Genomic DNA, 18118 nt, shown 5'->3' on the forward strand with positions numbered 1-18118 from the left:
CAGAATTCTGAACAGTGAATCAAGCGGCGCGGCCTTCTCCCGCCCCGCCGCTTTGCCTAGACTAGGTTCCGTCCACCCCACATCCCCAGGAGACACGATGAATCCGGTTCCCGCGTACACGTCCGACGCCGACGTCGGCCACTACATCGACGGCGCGCCCGTCGCCGGCCGCAGCGGCCGCTTCCAGGACGTCCTCAACCCGGCGCTCGGCCGCGCGGTGCGCCGCGTCGCGCTCGCCGACGGCGACGAAGTGCAGCAGGCCGTCGCGTCCGCCCACGCCGCGTTCCCGGCCTGGGCCGCGACGCCGCCGATCCGCCGCGCACGCGTGCTGCACCGCTTCCTGCAGCTGATGAACGAGCACCGCGACACGCTCGCGGCAATCATCACGGCCGAGCACGGCAAGGTGTTCTCCGACGCGCAGGGCGAAGTCGCGCGCGGCATCGACATCATCGAGTTCGCATGCGGCGTGCCGCAGCTCCTGAAGGGCGACTTCACCGACCAGGTCAGCACCGGCATCGACAACTGGACGATGCGCCAGCCGCTCGGCGTCGTCGCGGGCATCACGCCGTTCAACTTCCCGTGCATGGTGCCGTGCTGGATGTTCCCGGTCGCGCTCGCGACGGGCAACACGTTCGTGCTGAAGCCGAGCGAGCGCGACCCGTCGGCGGCGCTGTTCATCGCCGACCTGCTCACGCAGGCCGGCCTCCCCGCCGGCGTGTTCAACGTCGTGCAGGGCGGCAAGGATGCGGTCGACGCGCTGCTCGACCACCCGGACGTGCAGGCCGTCAGCTTCGTCGGCTCGACGCCGATCGCGGCCTACGTGCAGCAGCGCGCGGTGCAGTCGGGCAAGCGCGTGCAGGCGCTCGGCGGCGCGAAGAACCACCTCGTCGTGATGCCCGACGCGAACATCGAGCAGGCGGTCGACGCGCTGATCGGCGCCGCGTACGGCTCGGCCGGCGAACGCTGCATGGCGATCAGCATCGCGGTGCTGGTCGGCGACGTGGCCGACCGGATCGTGCCGGCGGTCGCCGAGCGCGCGCGCCAGCTGGTGATCGGCGACGGGATGTCGCCGGAAGTCGAGATGGGTCCGATCGTCACCGGCGAAGCGCTCAAGCGCATCGAGGGCTACATCGAGCAAGGCGTCAGCGAAGGCGCGCAACTGGTGGTCGACGGCCGCGGGCTGCGCGTGCCGGGCCGCGAGGAAGGCTTCTTCACCGGCGGCACGCTGTTCGATCACGTGACGCCCGACATGCGCATCTACAAGGAAGAGATCTTCGGGCCGGTGCTCGGCTGCGTGCGCGTGAAGGACTTCGGCGAAGCGGTCGACCTGATCAACGCGCACGAGTTCGGCAACGGCGTCGCGTGCTTCACGAGCGACGGCGGCATCGCGCGCGAATTCGCGCGGCGCATCCAGGTCGGCATGGTCGGCATCAACGTGCCGATTCCGGTGCCGATGGCATGGCACGGCTTCGGCGGCTGGAAGAAGAGCCTGTTCGGCGACATGCACGCGTACGGCGAGGAAGGCGTGCGGTTCTACACGCGCCAGAAGTCGGTGATGCAGCGCTGGTCGTCGAGCATCGGCAAGGGCGCCGAGTTCGCGATGCCGACCGCGAAGTAAGCGTCGCCGACGCGCCGCCCGCCGGTTGATTCCGCGGGCGGCGGGCGAATGAAAGGCCGGCGTCAGCCGGCCTTCGTGCCGGGTGCGCCGTCGGCGGTCGGCAGGTACGACAGCTCGAGCCGGTACGCGAGCGCGACGAACAGGCTCTGCGCGAGACCCATCGTCGCCGTCAGCGCGCGGAACCCGAACGTCGCGCTGTCCTGCACCATCAGCGTCACCTCGGCCTCCCGCGCGAGCGGGCTCATCCGGCTGTCGGTGATCGCGATCAGGCGCGCGCCGCGCTGCACGGCCTGCTGCGCGACCTGCACCGTCTCTTCCGCATACGGCATGAACGAGATCACGATCATCACGTCGCCCTCGCGCACCGAGCGGATCTGCCCGAGATGCATGCTGCCGAGCGCGCTGAACAGGCCGATGCGCTTGTCGGTGTGCTGCAGCGCATAGTCGAGATACACGGCGATCGGAAACGCGCGGCGCGAGCCGGCGATCCAGATCGCCTGCGTGTCGGCGAGCAGGTCGACGGCCTGCGCGAGCGCCTGCGGATCGAGCGTCTGCCGCAGCTGCTGCATCCCGGCAATGCTGCCCTTGATGAATTCGTCGGCGATCTGCTCGGGCTGCAGGCTCGACGAGCCCGCTTCGATCACGTCGCGCAATCGCAGGTTGTACGCGCGGCCCGGCGCGATCTGCTGGGCCAGCCCCTCGCGGAACAGCCGCTGCATCTCGGAGAAGCCGGAGAAGCCGAAATGCTTCGCGAACCGCACGACGGCCGACGGCTGGACACCGCACGCCTCCGCGAGCGACTGGATGCCTTCCAGGCCAAGCTGGTCCCGATGCGTTTCCACGTGGCGCGCAATCACCTTCAGGCGATTGCTGAGGCCGTCGTACTCCTGCGTCAGGTGCTGCAGGAACTGCTCGACGGTGGCGGGAGGTTTCTCGGATGAACTCATCGGATAGCGCGAAGTTGACGGCCCCGATGCGCGCGCAGCTGACGGGCGCGGCCCGGGGCTCCCCTGGATACATGCATGAAGGGCGAATTTAATCACGTTTGCGGCACGGCCCGAGCCGCACGCTCGCTCCCACGCGCTCGATCATCACCTGCACACGCTCCACGGCGATACTGGAAACGATTTTCCAACGCTCTCGCCGTGCCGTAAAGATTAGGGCGTTTACCGACCCCGGCAGCCTCCGGCCGATGCCGCGCAGCGGCCCTCCATGGCTCAACGATAGTCGACCCACACGCCGCCCGCATCGGCGGACCGCACGCAGTTCTCGACCCACCGCACGCCTTCGACGCCCGCACGAACGTCCGGAAAGCGGATGTTCTTCAATGCTTCGGCGTCGCCGCGATCGGCCGCGTCCATCGCGAGCGCGAAGCGCGCATACAGGTTCGACCACGCTTCGAACAGCCCTTCCGGATGCCCGGCGCCGATGCGGTCCTCGCGCAATGCGTGCGGATGCAGGTACCCCATTCCGCGATCGAGCACCTGCGCGGGCTGCCCCTGCACCTCGTAGCGCAACTGGTTCGGATGCTCGTCCCACCATTCGACGCTCGCCTTCGAGCCGATCACGCGCACCTTCTGCCCGTGCATCGAGCCTGCGTTCACCGCGCTCGACCACACGTAGCCGACCGCGCCCGTGTCGTATTCCATGATCGTGAACGCGTTGTCTTCCAGCGGCGCGCGGCTCTTCACGAAGCTCTGCCGCGAGCACATCAGCCGGCGGATCTTCAGCTCGGGCACCATCACTTCCGAGATGTACAGCGGGTGCGTGCCGATGTCGCCGAGCACGTAGCTCGGCCCCGCGAACTTCGGATCGACGCGCCAGCGCGCGGCCGCGCTCGCGGCCTCGACGCCCTCGCTGTGGAAGCCGTGCGCGAACTGCATCTGCACGATGCGGATCTCGCCGAGATCGCCGCGCGCGATCATCTCGCGCGCCTGCTCGATCATCTGGTGGCCTGAATAGCCGTACGCGACGCCCACGACGCGGTTCTTCTCGACCGACAGCCGCTGCAGCGCCTCGGCCTCCTCGGTCGTGAAGCACAGCGGCTTCTCGCAAACCACGTGCAGCCCCGCGTTCAGCGCCGCGCGGCAGATCTCGAAGTGCGTGTTGTTCGGTGTCGCGATCGACACCGCGCGGATGCCGTCGGCGCGGCCGGCCTCGGCCTCGAACATCGTCCGGTAATCGGGATAGCAGCGCTCGGCGTCGACGCCGAGCTTCACGCCGAACTGCCTGCCGCGCTCGGCATCGATGTCGAACGCGCCGGCGACCAGCCGGAAGCTGCCGTCGCGCGATGCGGCCGACCGGTGGCTGTAGCCGATCTGGCTGCCGAGCCCGCCGCCGACCATGCCCCAGGGAATCGAATGTCCCAGCAGAATCTGTCCGTCGATCATGATTGTCGTGTTCCTGTCCGTATTCAGGTGTTCAGAGGTTCAGATAGTCGATCGTTCATGCGAACCCGGCCGACGCGAGAAACGCGCGGCTCGCCGCGACGTCGCGCAGGCTCGTGCCGGCATTGCGCGGATCGCGCTCCTGTTCGATCGTGATATAGCCGGCATAGCCGATGTCGTCGAGCGCGCGGCGAATCGCGCGGTAATCGAGCACGCCGTTGCCGATCGGGCACATCACGCCGCGCGCGCAGGCCGCGAAGAACGCGATGTGCTCGCCCATCACCGCGCCGTACACGGCCGCATCGATGTCCTTGAAATGCACGTAGTCGAGCCGCGCCGCATGGCGGCGCAGCCACGTTTCGGGATCCATCCCCGAGTAGTACAGGTGGCCGGTGTCGAGACACAGGCCCGCCGTGTCGGCCGCGATGTCGGCGACGATCCGGTCGATCTCGTCCGCGAACTCGATGTAGCCGCCCGCATGCGGATGGATCACCGCGCGCACGCCGAATTCGTCACGCGCGATGGTCGCGATCTGGCGGATATGGTCGACCATCCGCGCCCAGCGTTCGGCGGACAGGCGCGGCGCGCGCTCGGCGTGGCCGGCCGCGTAGTCGCGCTCCTCGTGTCCCCAGTCCATCACGACCAGGTACGGCGCCGCGTAGCGCTGACCGTGCTGGGTCGGCAGCTTCGGCAGCCGCGTGATCAGCGCGCAGATCTCGCGCGTCTGGCGCAGCAGGTTCGGCAGGTTCTCCGGCGCCACCAGGTCGTCGAAGATCGTGCCGGCGGTGATGCTCAGGCGCTGCCGGTCGAGTTCGGCGCTCACCACATCGAGGTCGAGCGGGATATAGCCGTAGGGCCCGAGCTCGATGCCCGAGTAGCCGGCCTGCGCGGCCTCGGCGAGCACCTGCCGCCACGGCGGCAGGTGCGGGTTGTTCACGTCGTCGACGCCCCAGCAGCAGGGCGCGCAGCCAATCTTCATCGTCATGTCGGTCAGTCCGGCAGGAAAGCGGCGCGCAGCCGCGTGCGTGGCGACGCGGCCACGGGTCAGCCGCGATAGAACGCCGGGCGTTCGGCCATCGCGATCGGCTCGACCGCCCCGCTCTTTTGCGCGCGCACGCATGCGTCGGCCGCGACCGCCGCCGCGTAGCCGTCCCACGCGGACGGGCCGGTCAGCGCGCCCTGCCGCACGCCGTCGACGAATGCCTGCAGCTCGACGTCGTACGACGCGATGAAGCGCTCCTTCCAGTCGGTCATGATCTCGACCGATTGCCGCGCCGCGTGCTTGAGCCCGACCGCCGGCGGATCGGGCAGCTTCGCGATGCCGTTCTCGCCGACCACCTCGCACTGGATGTCATAGCCGTACTGGCAGTTGACGAAGATCTCGACATCGATGCGCACGCCGCTCGCGGTTTCGAGCAGCACGATCTGCGGATCGGCGAGATGCGCGCTCGCGTGGCGCGTCTTCTTCGGATAGACGACCTGCGCGCTCGCGTAGTCCTCGCCGAGCAGCCAGCGCAGCACGTCGAGCTCGTGGATCAGCGTGTCGGTGATCGCCATGTCGGTGGTGTAACGCTCGCCGACGGACTGGTTGCGGTGCGCGCAATGCAGCATCAGCGGCGCGCCGATTTCGCCGCTGTCGATCACGCGCTTGAGCGCACGATAGCCTTCGTCGTACGGCCGCATGAAGCCGACCTGCACGAGTCGGCGGCCATGCGCGACCTCGGCCTCGACGATGCGCATGCAGCCTTCGGCCGTCACCGCGAGCGGTTTCTCGCAGAACACCGGCTTGCCGTGCGCGATCGCGTCGAGCACGAACGCTTCGTGCGTCGGCCCCCACGACGTGACGAGCACGGCCTGCACGTCGGCGGCCGCGACCACTTCGTGGCCGTCGCCGTAGATTTCCGCGTCGAGCCCGTACTTCGTCACCGCGTCGCGCGCCTGCTGCGGATCGATGTCGTTGACGGCCACCACGCGCGCGCCGGACAGCGTGCGGGTCAATCTGCGAATATGGTCCTGGCCGATCGCGCCGCAGCCGATCACGCCGATTTTCAAGGTCATCTAAAAGTCTCCAGTCGTTCATTTGCGGCGCGGCATTCGCCGCACCGGTCAGCAATCCGTCAGCGCGCCGCGCGCTCGAAATGGCGCTCGACGTAGCGCTCGATCGTGTCGCGCATGTAGCGCGACGACGCTTCCGCGCGGTCCTCCCACGCGAACACGCACGACGACATCACGCCGTCGAAGCCGGCCTCGCCGAGCGCGCGGAAAAACAGGTCCCAGTCGATCTCGCCCTGCCCGATGTCGAGATGCTGGTGCACGCGGACCTGGTTCGAGCCGGGCGGGTTCACGATGTAGCGCAGCTGGCTGCTCTTGCGGTGGTCGAAGGTGTCGGCCACGCGCACGTGCGCGAGAATCGGCGCGGCCCGCGCGATCATCGCGGCCATGTCGTCGCCGTAGTAGAACGTGTGCGGCGCGATGTACGACAGCTTCAGCGACGGCGAGCCGATATTGGTGACGATGTCGATCGCCGGCTGCAGCTGCTCGATCCAGTCCTCCGGATGCGGCTCGACCGACAGCACGATGCGCTCGCGCTCGAGGATCGGCAGCAACTCGTCCATCGAACGAAACCATGCGGCTTCGCACGGCTCCTTCGGGTTCGCGCCCGGCCGCTCGCCGACCGAGCGCTCCGGCGACGCGCCGCGCCCGAACTCGGACACCATCAGCGTGCACTCCATCTCGAGCGCGACCTCGATCGCCTTCTTCCAGCAGCGCACCGCCCATTGCCGCTCGTCCTCGAACGGACTGGCCCAGCGGTACATCGGCTGCAGCGACGCGAGGCCCACGCCGCTTGCACGCAGCGCGTGCCGGAACGCGGCCATGCGCTCGCGCGTCGCGCGCGGCATCACCCACCAGTCGAGAAAGTCGCTGCGCGGCGACAGCTCGATCTGGTCGTAACCGAGCTCGGCGACCGCGTGCGGCAGACGGTCGAGCGGCACGTGGCGAATCATGTAGGGATCCAGAGCGATCTTCATCTTCTTCCCGGGCAATCTGGAAATCGGTCGCGGCCGCTCAGCGGCGCGACTTCTTGTTGCGGTACTGGTCGGCGATCACGGCCGCGACGATAATCGCGCCCTTGACCATCTCCTGGTAATACGCGTCGATCCGGATGAACGTGAAGCCCGACGTCATCACGCCGAGGATCAGCACGCCGATCACGGTGCCCGTCACGCGGCCGAGGCCGCCATTCAGCGACGTGCCGCCGATCACGACCGCCGCGATCGCGTCGAGCTCGTACATCACGCCCATGCCCGACTGGCCGGAGATCGCACGCGCGGCCGTCACGGTGCCGGCGATCCCGCTCAGGAGGCCCGCGATCGCATACACGAACACCAGGTGGCGCGTCACGTTGATGCCCGACACGACGGCCGCGTGGCGGTTCGCGCCGATCGCATACGTGTACTTGCCGAAACGCGTGTAGCGCAGCACGACGTGGAAGATCGCGGCCACCACGACGAAGATGATCACCGGGTTCGCACCGGCGCCGATCGCCGCGAACTGATCGGTCAGCATCGACACCGGCATCCCGTTCGTGAACCACTTCGCGAAGCCGCGCGCGGCGACCATCGTGCCGAGCGTCGCGATGAACGGCGGGATGCCCGTCAGCGCGATCAGCGAGCCGTTCAGGAGGCCGACCAGCAGCCCCACGCACACGCCGGCCAGCACCGGCCAGATGATCGGCAGGTCGGTCAGGTGCGGGAACACCGCACGCGGAAAATCGGACACCTGCGCGAGGCTGGCCGACACGACGGCCGCCGCGGCGACGACCGAGCCCGACGACAGGTCGATCCCGCTGGTGATGATCACGAGGTTCACGCCGACCGCGATGATGCCGATCACGGCCATCTGCAGCACGATGATCTCGAGCCGCTCCACGTTGAACAGGAAGCTCTGGCCGACGACGAGCCAGCCGATCACCTCGAAGAACAGGCTGATGCCCACCAGCACCAGGAAGATGCTCAGTTCGGGCGGCCACTTCGCGTGCCGCGTCTTGATCGTCAGGGACTGCGCGTCCGCGACCGGATTCAGGTTGCCCATTTCAGTTGTCTCCACTCTTGTTTCGGCTCAGCGCGACGCGAGATCCATGATGCGGACCTGGTCGGCGTCCTTGCGATCGACGATGCCGGTCATGCGCCCTTCGTGCATCACCATCACGCGATCGCTCATTCCCAGCACTTCCGGCATCTCCGACGAGATCATCAGCACCGCGACGCCCTTGCCCGCGAGCGCGCTGACGAGCCGGTGGATCTCGGCCTTCGCGCCGACGTCGATCCCGCGCGTCGGCTCGTCGAGGATCAGGATGCGCGGCTGCGTCAGCAGCCAGCGGCCGATCAGCACCTTCTGCTGGTTGCCGCCCGACAGGTTCTGGATTTCCTCGTGCAGCCCGGGCGCCTTCACGCGCAGCATCCGGCTCATTTCCTCGCAGTCGCGCCTGAGCTGCGCCTGCCGCACGAAGTTGAACTTCACGTAGCGGTTGCTGAGCACGGCCGCTTCCATGTTCGCGAGCAGGTCGAGACTCAGGAAGCAGCCGGTGTCCTTGCGGTCCTCGGTGAGGAACGCCATCCCGTGCTTCATCGCCTGCGCGGGCGTGGCAATGCGCACCGGCTTGCCGTCGATCAGGATCTCGCCCGAGGTGGCCGGCACGACGCCGAACAGCGCCTCCGCGACGTTCGAGCGCCCCGAGCCGACGAGGCCCGCGACGCCGAGGATCTCGCCCGCGCGCAGCTCGAAGCTGACGTCGCGGAACACGCCGTCGACGCCGAGGTTCTTCACGGCCAGCACGACGTCGCCGATCGGCACCGCCTCCTTCGGGAACATCTGCGTGATCTCGCGGCCGACCATCATCCGGATGATGTCGTCGCGCGTGACGTCGGTCGACGCGTGCGTGCCGATGTACTTGCCGTCGCGAAACACCGAGAACTCGTCGGCGATCTCGAACAGCTCGTTCATCTTGTGCGTGATGTAGACGATGCCCTTGCCCTGCTCGCGCAGCTGGCGAATGATCCGGAACAGGTGCGTGACCTCCTTCTCGGTCAGCGCGGAGGTCGGCTCGTCCATGATCAGCACGTCGGAGTCGAACGACACGGCCTTCGCGATCTCGACCATCTGGCGGCTCGCGACCGTCAGCGTGCGCACGTCGGCTTCCGGATCGATGTCGATCGACAGCCGCTCGAACAGCGCGGCGGTGCGGCGGCGCAGCTCGGCGTGATCGATCAGGCCGAAGCGGTTCTTCGGTTCGCGGCGGATCCAGATGTTCTCCGCGACCGTCATGTACGGCATCAGGTTGAGTTCCTGGTGGATCATCGCGATGCCGCGATCGAGCGCGTCGAGCGGGCCGTTCAGCACGACGGGCTCGCCGTTGATCAGGATCTCGCCCTGGTCGGGCGTATAGACGCCGGCGATGATCTTCATCAGCGTCGACTTGCCGGCGCCGTTCTCGCCCATCAGCGCATGCACGGTGCCGCGGCGCACGCGGAACTGCACGCCGTCGAGCGCGACGACGCCGGGAAACGACTTGCCGACGCCGCGCACCTCGAGCACGCAATCGGCCATGGGCGCACCGGACGAACCCGGTGCGGCGGACGAGGCGGCCGGCGCGCTTTCGCTGGCCATCGAGCGCGCCATCCTGGCTGTAAACATGGACGTTCCTCGAAAGTCACACGCGAACCCGGACACGCCGGGCCCGCGCAATTCAGCGGAAAAACCGGTCAGTGCTTCGCGTACTGGTTCATGTTCTCCGGCGTGACGAGCTCGAACGGCACGTTCACGAAGCGGTCGACGGGCTGCTTCTTCGCCAGCTTGAGCGCGGCCGCAACCGCCTGCGCGCCCTGCCCGGCCGCGTTCTGGTACACGGACACCTTCAGGTCGCCGCTCTTCATCGCCGCGAGCCCGTCCGGCGTCGCGTCGATGCCGGCGACGACCGTCTTCGGCGTCAGCTTGCGCGCGGCCTTCAGCGCGTTGATCGCGCCGATCGCCATTTCGTCGTTGTTCGACACGATCGCGTCGAACTTCGTCCCGGAGCTCAGCCAGTTCATCGTGATGTCCTGGCCCTGCGTGCGGCTCCACTTGCCTTCGCGCTTGTCGACGATCTTCATGCCGGCACAGTCCTTGGTCGCGATCACGTCCTCGATGTCCTTGGTGCGCGCGCGCGCCGACTCGTTGGACAGCTCGCCCATCAGCACGAGGATGTCGCCCTTGCCGCCGAGCAGCTTGCACACCTGGCGCGCCTGCAGCGTGCCCGACTGCTTCTCGTCGGACGCGACGACCGCGACGCCTGCCGGCAGCTTGTCGAAATCGACCGGCTTGCGGTTCACGTACACGAGCGGGATCTTCGCGGCGGTCACCATCTTCGTGATCTTCGGCGTCGCGTCGGTGTCGACCGCATTCACGATGATCGCGTCGACCTTCTGCGCGATCATGTTCTGGACCTGGCTCAACTGCTTGCCGACGTCGTTGCCGCCATCCTCGATCTGCACGGTCGCGCCGTCCTTCTTCGCCGCTTCGCCGATACTGTTGCGCAGGATCGTCAGGAACGTGTCGTCGAACGATGCCATCGTCACGCCGATCTTCTCGGCATGCGCGAGCGGCATGGCCAGGATCGCGGCGGCCGCGGCGGCCATCAGCTTGGTCTTCATGATCACTTTGTCTCCTCATCTCCGGGGGCGGAAAACGGCGCGTTGCGCGCCGCCGGGCCGAGTCCGATACGGACTGAAGCATCCGGATGAAACTGTAGATCACTTCCTCGAAAATTTGGAAATTTATTTCTACGTGATTTCACCTAGGGAACTGGATTTCCAAAAAGTCTAGACTCCGTTCCGTAGCCCGATTCCTTGCGGCAGGCGCTCTCGTGTCGTGCCGCAGACGCGACGAACCCTCGTCGCAGGATCGGTCCCCCAATCCGCCGGCAGGGTCGAACGCCGGCCGCGAGCGTGATACGTGATATGAGCCCGTTGAACTTTCCGACTGACCGCCCCATCGATCTCGCCTGCCTCGGCCGCGTCGCCGTGGACCTTTACGCGCAACAGTACGGCAGCCGCCTGGAGGACGCGCGCACCTTCCAGATGTATCTCGGCGGCTCGTCGGGCAACGTCGCGTTCGGCGTCGCCCGGCTCGGGCTGAAGACCGCGATGATCTCGCGCGTCGGCGACGAGCAGATGGGCCGCTTCGTGCGCGAGACGCTCGAGCGCGAAGGCTGCGACACGAGCCAGCTGCAAACCGATCCGGAGCGGCTCACCGCGCTGGTGTTGCTCGGATTGAAGGATCGCGACACGTTCCCGCTCCTGTTCGTGCGCGAGAACTGCGCGGACATGGCCGTGCGCGCCGACGAGATCCGCGAGGACTTCATCGCCGGCTGCCGCGCGCTCGCGATCACCGGCACCCATCTCTCGACGCCGGCCACCCGCGAAGCATCGCTTACCGCGCTCGGCTACGCGCGCCGCCACGGCGTCGTGCGCGTCCTCGACATCGACTACCGGCCGGTGCTGTGGGGGCTCACCGCGCGCGGCGCGGGCGAGAACCGCTACGTGCCGGACGCGCACGTCACGCGGCAGCTGCAGCAGGTGCTCGGCGAATTCGACCTGCTGGTCGGCACCGAGGAGGAGTTCCTGATCGCGGGCGGCGTGCCGCACGACCTGATCGCGTCGCTGCAGGCCGTGCGCCGCGCGAGCGGCGCGGTGCTGGTGGTCAAGCGCGGCGCGCTCGGCTGCTGCGTGATCGAGGGCGACATCCCCGCGCGCATCGACGATGCGCCGACCTTCCACGGCGAACGCGTCGACGTGCTGAACGTGCTCGGCGCGGGCGACGCGTTCCTGTCGGGCCTGCTGTCCGGGCTGCTGCGCGGGCGCGATTGGGCGGAAGCGACACGCATCGCGAATGCGTGCGGCGCGATCGTCGTGTCGCGCCACGCGTGTTCGGCCGCGATGCCGACGCCGGCCGAACTCGCGCACTGGTTCGGCGGCAGCCGCAACCCGCAGGTGGACGCCGATCGCACGCTCGCCCACCTGCATCGCGTGACGGTGCCGCGCCGCGAATGGGACGACCTGTGCGTGATGGCGTTCGACCATCGCAGCCAGTTCTACGAACTCGCGGTGCAGGCCGGCGCGGATGAAGCGCGGATCAAGACGCTGAAGCGCCTGCTCGTGCGCGCGGCCGAACAGGTCGAGCGCGATCGCCGGATCGAAGGCCATGTCGGCGTGCTGATCGACGGCGGCGCGTACGGCAGCGACGCGCTCGCGTCGGCCACCGGCCGCGGCTGGTGGGTCGGCCGCCCGGTCGAGCTGCCCGGCTCGCGGCCGCTGTGCTTCGACGACACGCGCTCGGTCGGCTCGTCGCTCACGCACTGGCCGACCGAACAGGTCGTGAAGTGCCTGGTCCACTACCACCCCGACGACGACGTCGACCTGCGCGTCGCGCAGGAGCAGCGCGTGCTGGAGCTGTGGGAAGCCACGCGCGAGAGCGGCAACGAGCTGCTGCTGGAAATCATTCCGCCGCGCGCGGTCACGCCGGCCGGCACCGAGGACGACGCGGTGCTGCGCACGGTCGCGCGCTTCTACAACCTCGGCGTGATGCCCGAATGGTGGAAGCTCGCGCCGATGAGCGCCGACGGCTGGGCGCGGCTCGAGACGCTCGTGGCCGAGCGCGATCGTCATTGCCGCGGCGCGGTGATCCTCGGGCTGAACCAGCCGTTGCAGTACCTGGTCGACAGCTTCCGCTCGGCGACCAACCCGATCGTCAAGGGCTTCATGGTCGGGCGCACGCTGTGGGCCGACGCGTCGCTGAACTGGCTCGCCGGCCGGATCGACGACCAGGCGCTGATCGACGAAGTCGCCGGCAATTTCGCGCAGCTGGTCGACGCATGGCTCGGCCGCCGTGCCGCCGCGCGCGCCGCCGCCGCGGCCTGATGCCCGCGCCTGTGATGACCACCCGACTCTTCATGATCGACAGACGATGACCACCACCGTGAGACTGACCGTCAGCCAGGCGCTCGTGCGCTACCTGGCCGCCCTGCGCGCCGAAGTCGTCCAGCCGGACGGCCGCACCGAGATCCTGCCGTACTGCGGCGGCGTGTTCGCGATCTTCGGCCACGGCAACGTGGCCGGGCTCGGCGAGGCGCTGCACGCCGAACGAGACCGGCTGCCGACGCTGCGCGCGCACAACGAGCAAGGGATGGCCAATGCGGCCGTCGCGTTCGCGAAAGCGAATTTCCGCCAGCGGATGATGGCCGCGACGTCGAGCATCGGCCCCGGCGCGACCAACATGCTGACCTCCGCCGCGCTCGCGCACGTCGGCCGGCTGCCGTTGTTGCTGTTGCCCGGCGACGTGTTCGTATCGAGGCTGCCCGACCCGGTGCTGCAGCAGGTCGAGGATTTCGAACAGGGCGACGTCAGCGCGAACGACTGCTTCCGGCCGGTGACGCGCTACTTCGACCGGATCACGTCGCCCGAGCAGCTGCTCGTCGCGCTGCCGCGCGCGATCCAGGTGATGACCGATCCAGCACAGTGCGGCCCCGTGTGCCTCGCGCTGCCGCAGGACGTGCAGACCTTCGCGTACGACTGGCCCGAGGATTTCTTCGCGCCGCCGGTGATCCGGATGCGCCGGCCGCCGGCCGACGCGCTCGAACTCGCGGATGCACTCGACGTGCTGAAGGCCGCCAAAAAACCGCTGATCGTCGCCGGCGGCGGCGTGCTGTACAGCCAGGCGTGGGACGCGCTGCGCGCGTTCGCCGACACGCACGGCGTGCCGGTCGCCGAATCGCAGGCCGGCAAGGGCAGCCTCGCGTGGGACCACCCGCTGAACCTCGGCTCGATCGGCGTGACGGGCTCGCCCGCCGCGAATCGCGCGGCCGCGCAGGCCGACGTGGTGTTCGCGGTCGGCACGCGCCTGCAGGACTTCACGACCGGCTCGCATGCGCTGTTCGGCAATGCGACGCTGCTGAGCCTGAACGTGCAGCCGTTCGACGCGGGCAAGAAACGCGGCCGGCAACTGATCGCCGATGCGCGCACGGGCCTCGGCCAGTTGTCGGCCGCGCTCGCGGGCTGGCAAGCGGATGCGGCGTGGACCGCCGCGAACCGCGACCACGCCGCCGCGTGGAATGCGCGCGTGACCGAGCTGACCACGCGCATCCCGAAGGACACGCTGCCGTACGACGCGGAAGTGATCGGTGCGGTGCGCGACTCGGCGGCGGATGCGGGGCGCGACAGCGCGCACGACGATCTCGTCGTGTGCGCGGCCGGCACGCTGCCCGCCGAGCTGCACAAGCTGTGGCGCAGCGGCGTGCCGGGCAACTATCACATGGACTATGCGTACTCGTGCATGGGCTACGAGGTCGCGGGCGGCCTCGGCGCGAAGCTCGCGCGGCCCGAGCGCGAAGTGATCGTGATCGTCGGCGACGGCTCGTACATGATGCTCAACGCGGAGCTCGCGACGTCCGTGATGCTCGGCCGCAAGATCATCGTCGTGATCCTCGACAACCGCGGCTACGGCTGCATCGAGCGGCTGCAGCTCAATTGCGGCGGCGCGAGCTTCAACAACATGCTCGACGACTGCGTGCCGGAAGGCGGCGAGCGCTCGACGATCGACTTCGCGATGCATGCGCGCGCGATGGGCGCCGAAGCCGTGCACGTGCGCGACGTGAGCGAGTTGCGCAGCGAAATGAAGCGTGCGCGCGCGGCGAAGACGAGCCAGGTGCTCGTGATCGACACGACGCACGAACGCACGACCGCGGACGGCGGCGCGTGGTGGGAAGTCGCGGTGCCGCAGGTATCCGCGCGCGCCGGTGTCGAACGCGCGCACCAGGCGTATCTCGACGAGAAAACCCGGCAGCGGCGCTGAGTCGTTTCCCCGCCCCGCCCCCGCGAGTACAACATTCGAACCAAGGAAACACGTCATGAGCTGGAACGTTCGCATCGGTATCAATCCCCTGTCGTGGATGAACGACGACCTGCCGTCGCTCGGCGGCGAGACGCCGCTCGAGACGGCGCTGAAGGAAGGCGCCGAGATCGGCTATGCGGGCTTCGAGCTCGGCAACAAGTTCCCGAAGACGGGCCCCGAACTGAAGGCGAAGCTCGCCGAGTTCGGGCTCGTGTGCGTGTCGGGCTGGTATTCGGGTTTCCTCGCGGAAGTCGAGCCGGGCATGAGCGATGCCGACGCGGTCGCCGCCGAAATCGAGCGCTGCCGCGCGCACATGACGAAGCTGCAGGTCAACGACGTCAAGGTCGTGGTGTACGGCGAATGCGCGGGCACGATCCAGGGCAGCATCGACACGCCGGTCGCGAAGCGGCCGCGCTTCGTCGACGATGAATCCTGGCGGCGCTACGCGGCACGCCTCGACGCGTTCGGCGCGCACCTGCTCGAGACCTACGGGATCAAGCTCGCCTACCATCACCACATGGGCGCGTACGTCGAATCGCCGGACGACGTCGACCGGCTGATGGCGCTGACCGATCCCGCGAAGGTGTTCCTGCTGTTCGACACGGGCCACGCGTATTTCGGCGGCGCGGCCGATCCGGTCGCACTGCTGAGGAAGCATGTGGCGCGCGTCGTGCACGTGCACTGCAAGGACGTGCGCCCGCAGGTCGTCACGCAGGCGCGCAACGGCGGCTGGAGCTTCCTGAACGGCGTGATCAACGGCACCTTCACCGTGCCGGGCGACGGTGCGCTCGATTACGAAGCGACGCTGCGCACGCTGAAGGACGCCGGCTACGAAGGCTGGCTCGTCGTCGAGGCCGAGCAGGATCCGGCCGTCGCGCCGAGCTATCAGTATGCGAAGAAGGGCTACGAGTCGCTGCGCGCGATCGTCGACCGGTTGAGCGCGTGAGCCCTGTCACCCCCGCTGTCACCCCATTGCGGAGCCCCACTCCATGACGATTTCTCCCCTGCTGGTCAAGGCATCGGCCGACCGCGAGATCTGCAACGTGACGCCCGAGTCGGCCGGCTGGAAACACGTCGGCTTTCGCGCGCTGCGCCTGAAGGCCGGCGACACCGAAACGCTCGACACGGGCGCGCGCGAACTGTGCGTCGTCGTGCTCACGGGCACGCTGCGCGCGCAAGTCGACGGCGAAACCTACGATGCGCTCGGCAAGCGCGACAGCGTGTTCGAGGAGGTGTCGCCGGACGCGCTGTACGTGCCCGGCGGCAAGACCGTCACGCTGGTCGCGACGCGCGACGCGGAAGTCGCGCTGTGCACCGCGCCCTACGCGAGCGGCGACAAGCACGTGCAGCGCCTCGACGGCGAACGGATGCGCCGCGCGGTGCGCGGGCAAGGCACCAACACGCGCTACGTGTGCGACATCCTGATGGGCGACAACCCGGCCGCGGACCGGCTGCTGGTCGTCGAAGTCATCACGCCCGCGAGCCATTCGAGCAGCTATCCGCCGCACAAGCACGATCGCGACGCGGCGCCCGACGAAACGTCGCTCGAGGAAACCTATTACCACCGGATCGATCCGCCGCAGGGCTTCGCGTTCCAGCGCGTGTATACAGACGATCGCAGTCTCGACGAAGCGTGCGCGGTCGAGAACCACGACGTCGTGATGGTGCCGCGCGGCTATCACCCGGTGGTCGCGCCGCACGGCTACAACCTGTACTACCTGAACGTGATGGCCGGGCCAAGCCGCGCCTGGGCGTTCAGGAACGATCCCGCGCACGAGTGGATGCTCGACGCGGCGCCCAAGCGCTGACACGTTGATGCGCTGAACGATCGACGGCCGGCGCGCGACGCGGCACGCGCGCGCCCGAGCCGGACTTGCGACGACCCGGAGCTGCCATGGCGATCCCCTTCCCGCGCTTTGCACCCACGCCCTTCGGCGACACCGCGTCGGCCCCGATGCTGCCGCACTTCGATGCCGACGTCGCGCGCCGGCTCGGCGACATCGCGGTCAATCTCGCGTCGCGCCGCGGGCTGCCGATCGCGGTCGGCATCGTCGGTGAAGCCGCGCCGCTGTTCTATTGCGCGCTCGACGGCAGCCGCGCGGACGACAGCGACGCGATCCGCCGCCGGCAGAACACGGTGTTCCGGTTCGGCGTCAGTTCGCTCGAGGTCGGCGCGCGCTTTCGCCGCGCCGGCTGGTCGTTGCAGTCGCAGGGCTTGTCGGACGCCGACTATGCGCTCGACGGCGGCGGCGTGCCGTTGCGGCTTGCCGGCGGTGCAATCGTCGGCGCGATGACGATCGCGGGGCTCGACGACGAACGCGATCACGCGCTCGTCGTCGAGAGCCTGCGCTGGCATGTGGGCGCGAGCGCGCTCGCGATGATCGCGTAGCGGCGCGCGCCGACTCGCTCGGTCAGTGCAGCCCGCCGCTCGCGACGAGGCGCTCGCCGGTCAGCCAGCGTGCATCGTCGGATGCGAGGAACACGGCGACCGACGCGATGTCGTCCGGCTCGCCGAGGCGGCCGAGCGGCGTCTCGCTGCGCACCTGCCGGTCGAGATCCGAACCGATGATGCCCGCGCTGTGCGTGCCTTCGGTCACGACCATCCCCGGGTTGATCGCGTTCACGCGAATCTTGCGCGGGCCGAGTTCGAGCGCGAGCACGCCGGTGATCGCGTCGACGGCGCCCTTGGTGCCGCTGTACACCGCGCTCGCGGGTGGCGTGATGCTCGTCACCACCGAGCTGATGTTAATGATGCTCGCGCCTTCGCCGAGATGCTTGACGGCCGCCTGCGTCGTCAGCAGCACGCCGAACACGTTCGTATCGAACTGCCGGCGATAGTGCTCCTCGGTGATCGCCTCGATCGGCGCGAATTCGTACACGCCGGAATTGTTGACCAGCACGTCGAGACGGCCATAGGTCTCGATCGCGGTGTCGACGATGCGTTGCGCATCCGCTGCCTTCGACACGTCGCCGCCGACCGCGACCGCGCGGCCGCCCGCCTCGACGATCGCGCTCACGACGGCGTCGGCGCCTGCCTTGCTGCTCGCATAGTTGACGACGACCGACGCGCCTTCGACGGCCAGCGCCTTCGCGATCGCGGCGCCGATCCCCTTGGAACCGCCCGTGACGATTGCCACCTTGCCTGCCAGCTTGCTCATGATTTCATTCCTCGGTCGGAAGACCTTCGATG

Annotated in this window: 15 protein-coding genes; 6 read left to right on the forward strand and 9 right to left on the reverse strand. The window is 68.4% G+C overall.

Annotated elements, in window-relative coordinates; genetic code table 11:
* Window positions 1-97: 97 nt before the first annotated feature.
* Window positions 98-1618 carry a CoA-acylating methylmalonate-semialdehyde dehydrogenase gene (locus DIE21_RS29830; protein WP_124501039.1) on the forward strand — a complete coding sequence of 507 codons (1521 nt, stop codon included), beginning with the start codon at window positions 98-100 and terminating at the stop codon, window positions 1616-1618.
* Between the two features lie 62 nt (window positions 1619-1680).
* On the opposite strand, the gene DIE21_RS29835 is transcribed toward DIE21_RS29830, so the two are convergent.
* The 8 genes from DIE21_RS29835 to DIE21_RS29870 all read right to left on the reverse strand — a co-directional run bounded on the left by DIE21_RS29835 (window position 1681) and on the right by DIE21_RS29870 (window position 10694).
* Window positions 1681-2565: a MurR/RpiR family transcriptional regulator gene (locus DIE21_RS29835; protein ID WP_124501040.1), complete on the reverse strand. Its 885-nt coding sequence runs from the start codon at window positions 2563-2565 to the stop codon at window positions 1681-1683.
* 270 nt (window positions 2566-2835) lie between these two features.
* Entirely contained in the window at window positions 2836-4008 is a 1173-nt protein-coding gene (locus tag DIE21_RS29840) for a Gfo/Idh/MocA family protein (protein WP_124501041.1), read from the reverse strand.
* A gap of 55 nt (window positions 4009-4063) precedes the next feature.
* Entirely contained in the window at window positions 4064-4990 is a 927-nt protein-coding gene (locus tag DIE21_RS29845) for a TIM barrel protein (protein ID WP_124501042.1), read from the reverse strand.
* 59 nt (window positions 4991-5049) lie between these two features.
* Window positions 5050-6063 carry a Gfo/Idh/MocA family protein gene (locus tag DIE21_RS29850; RefSeq protein WP_124501043.1) on the reverse strand — a complete coding sequence of 338 codons (1014 nt, stop codon included), beginning with the start codon at window positions 6061-6063 and terminating at the stop codon, window positions 5050-5052.
* A gap of 59 nt (window positions 6064-6122) precedes the next feature.
* Window positions 6123-7034 carry a sugar phosphate isomerase/epimerase family protein gene (locus tag DIE21_RS29855; protein ID WP_124501044.1) on the reverse strand — a complete coding sequence of 304 codons (912 nt, stop codon included), beginning with the start codon at window positions 7032-7034 and terminating at the stop codon, window positions 6123-6125.
* A 37-nt stretch (window positions 7035-7071) separates the two neighbouring features.
* The gene (locus tag DIE21_RS29860) at window positions 7072-8097 is read right to left on the reverse strand and encodes an ABC transporter permease (RefSeq protein WP_124501075.1); all 1026 of its coding nucleotides are present in this window, start codon (window positions 8095-8097) and stop codon (window positions 7072-7074) included.
* A gap of 27 nt (window positions 8098-8124) precedes the next feature.
* On the reverse strand, window positions 8125-9699 hold the full coding sequence (locus tag DIE21_RS29865) for a sugar ABC transporter ATP-binding protein (RefSeq protein ID WP_124501045.1): 1575 nt from the start codon (window positions 9697-9699) through the stop codon (window positions 8125-8127).
* Between the two features lie 68 nt (window positions 9700-9767).
* Window positions 9768-10694: a sugar ABC transporter substrate-binding protein gene (locus tag DIE21_RS29870; RefSeq protein WP_124501046.1), complete on the reverse strand. Its 927-nt coding sequence runs from the start codon at window positions 10692-10694 to the stop codon at window positions 9768-9770.
* A 306-nt stretch (window positions 10695-11000) separates the two neighbouring features.
* On the opposite strand from DIE21_RS29870, the gene iolC reads away from it, so the two are divergent.
* The 5 genes from iolC to DIE21_RS29895 all read left to right on the forward strand — a co-directional run bounded on the left by iolC (window position 11001) and on the right by DIE21_RS29895 (window position 17317).
* Window positions 11001-12959: a bifunctional 5-dehydro-2-deoxygluconokinase/5-dehydro-2-deoxyphosphogluconate aldolase gene (gene iolC, locus DIE21_RS29875; protein ID WP_124501047.1), complete on the forward strand. Its 1959-nt coding sequence runs from the start codon at window positions 11001-11003 to the stop codon at window positions 12957-12959.
* A 46-nt stretch (window positions 12960-13005) separates the two neighbouring features.
* A complete protein-coding gene (iolD, locus tag DIE21_RS29880; protein WP_124501048.1) occupies window positions 13006-14889 on the forward strand; it encodes a 3D-(3,5/4)-trihydroxycyclohexane-1,2-dione acylhydrolase (decyclizing) in 1884 nt (627 codons plus the stop codon).
* A 55-nt stretch (window positions 14890-14944) separates the two neighbouring features.
* Window positions 14945-15874 (forward strand): myo-inosose-2 dehydratase, encoded by a 930-nt coding sequence (gene iolE / locus DIE21_RS29885; protein WP_124501049.1) that lies wholly within the window; start codon window positions 14945-14947, stop codon window positions 15872-15874.
* Between the two features lie 43 nt (window positions 15875-15917).
* Window positions 15918-16736, forward strand: a complete 819-nt coding sequence (iolB, locus tag DIE21_RS29890) for a 5-deoxy-glucuronate isomerase (protein WP_124501050.1) — start codon at window positions 15918-15920, stop codon at window positions 16734-16736.
* Between the two features lie 86 nt (window positions 16737-16822).
* Window positions 16823-17317: a heme-degrading domain-containing protein gene (locus DIE21_RS29895; RefSeq protein WP_124501051.1), complete on the forward strand. Its 495-nt coding sequence runs from the start codon at window positions 16823-16825 to the stop codon at window positions 17315-17317.
* 22 nt (window positions 17318-17339) lie between these two features.
* On the opposite strand, the gene DIE21_RS29900 is transcribed toward DIE21_RS29895, so the two are convergent.
* Window positions 17340-18086: a glucose 1-dehydrogenase gene (locus tag DIE21_RS29900; RefSeq protein WP_124501052.1), complete on the reverse strand. Its 747-nt coding sequence runs from the start codon at window positions 18084-18086 to the stop codon at window positions 17340-17342.
* Between the last annotated feature and the right edge of the window lie 32 nt (window positions 18087-18118).

The organism is Burkholderia sp. Bp9140, assembly GCF_003853425.1.
In the GTDB taxonomy this organism is placed as follows: domain Bacteria; phylum Pseudomonadota; class Gammaproteobacteria; order Burkholderiales; family Burkholderiaceae; genus Burkholderia.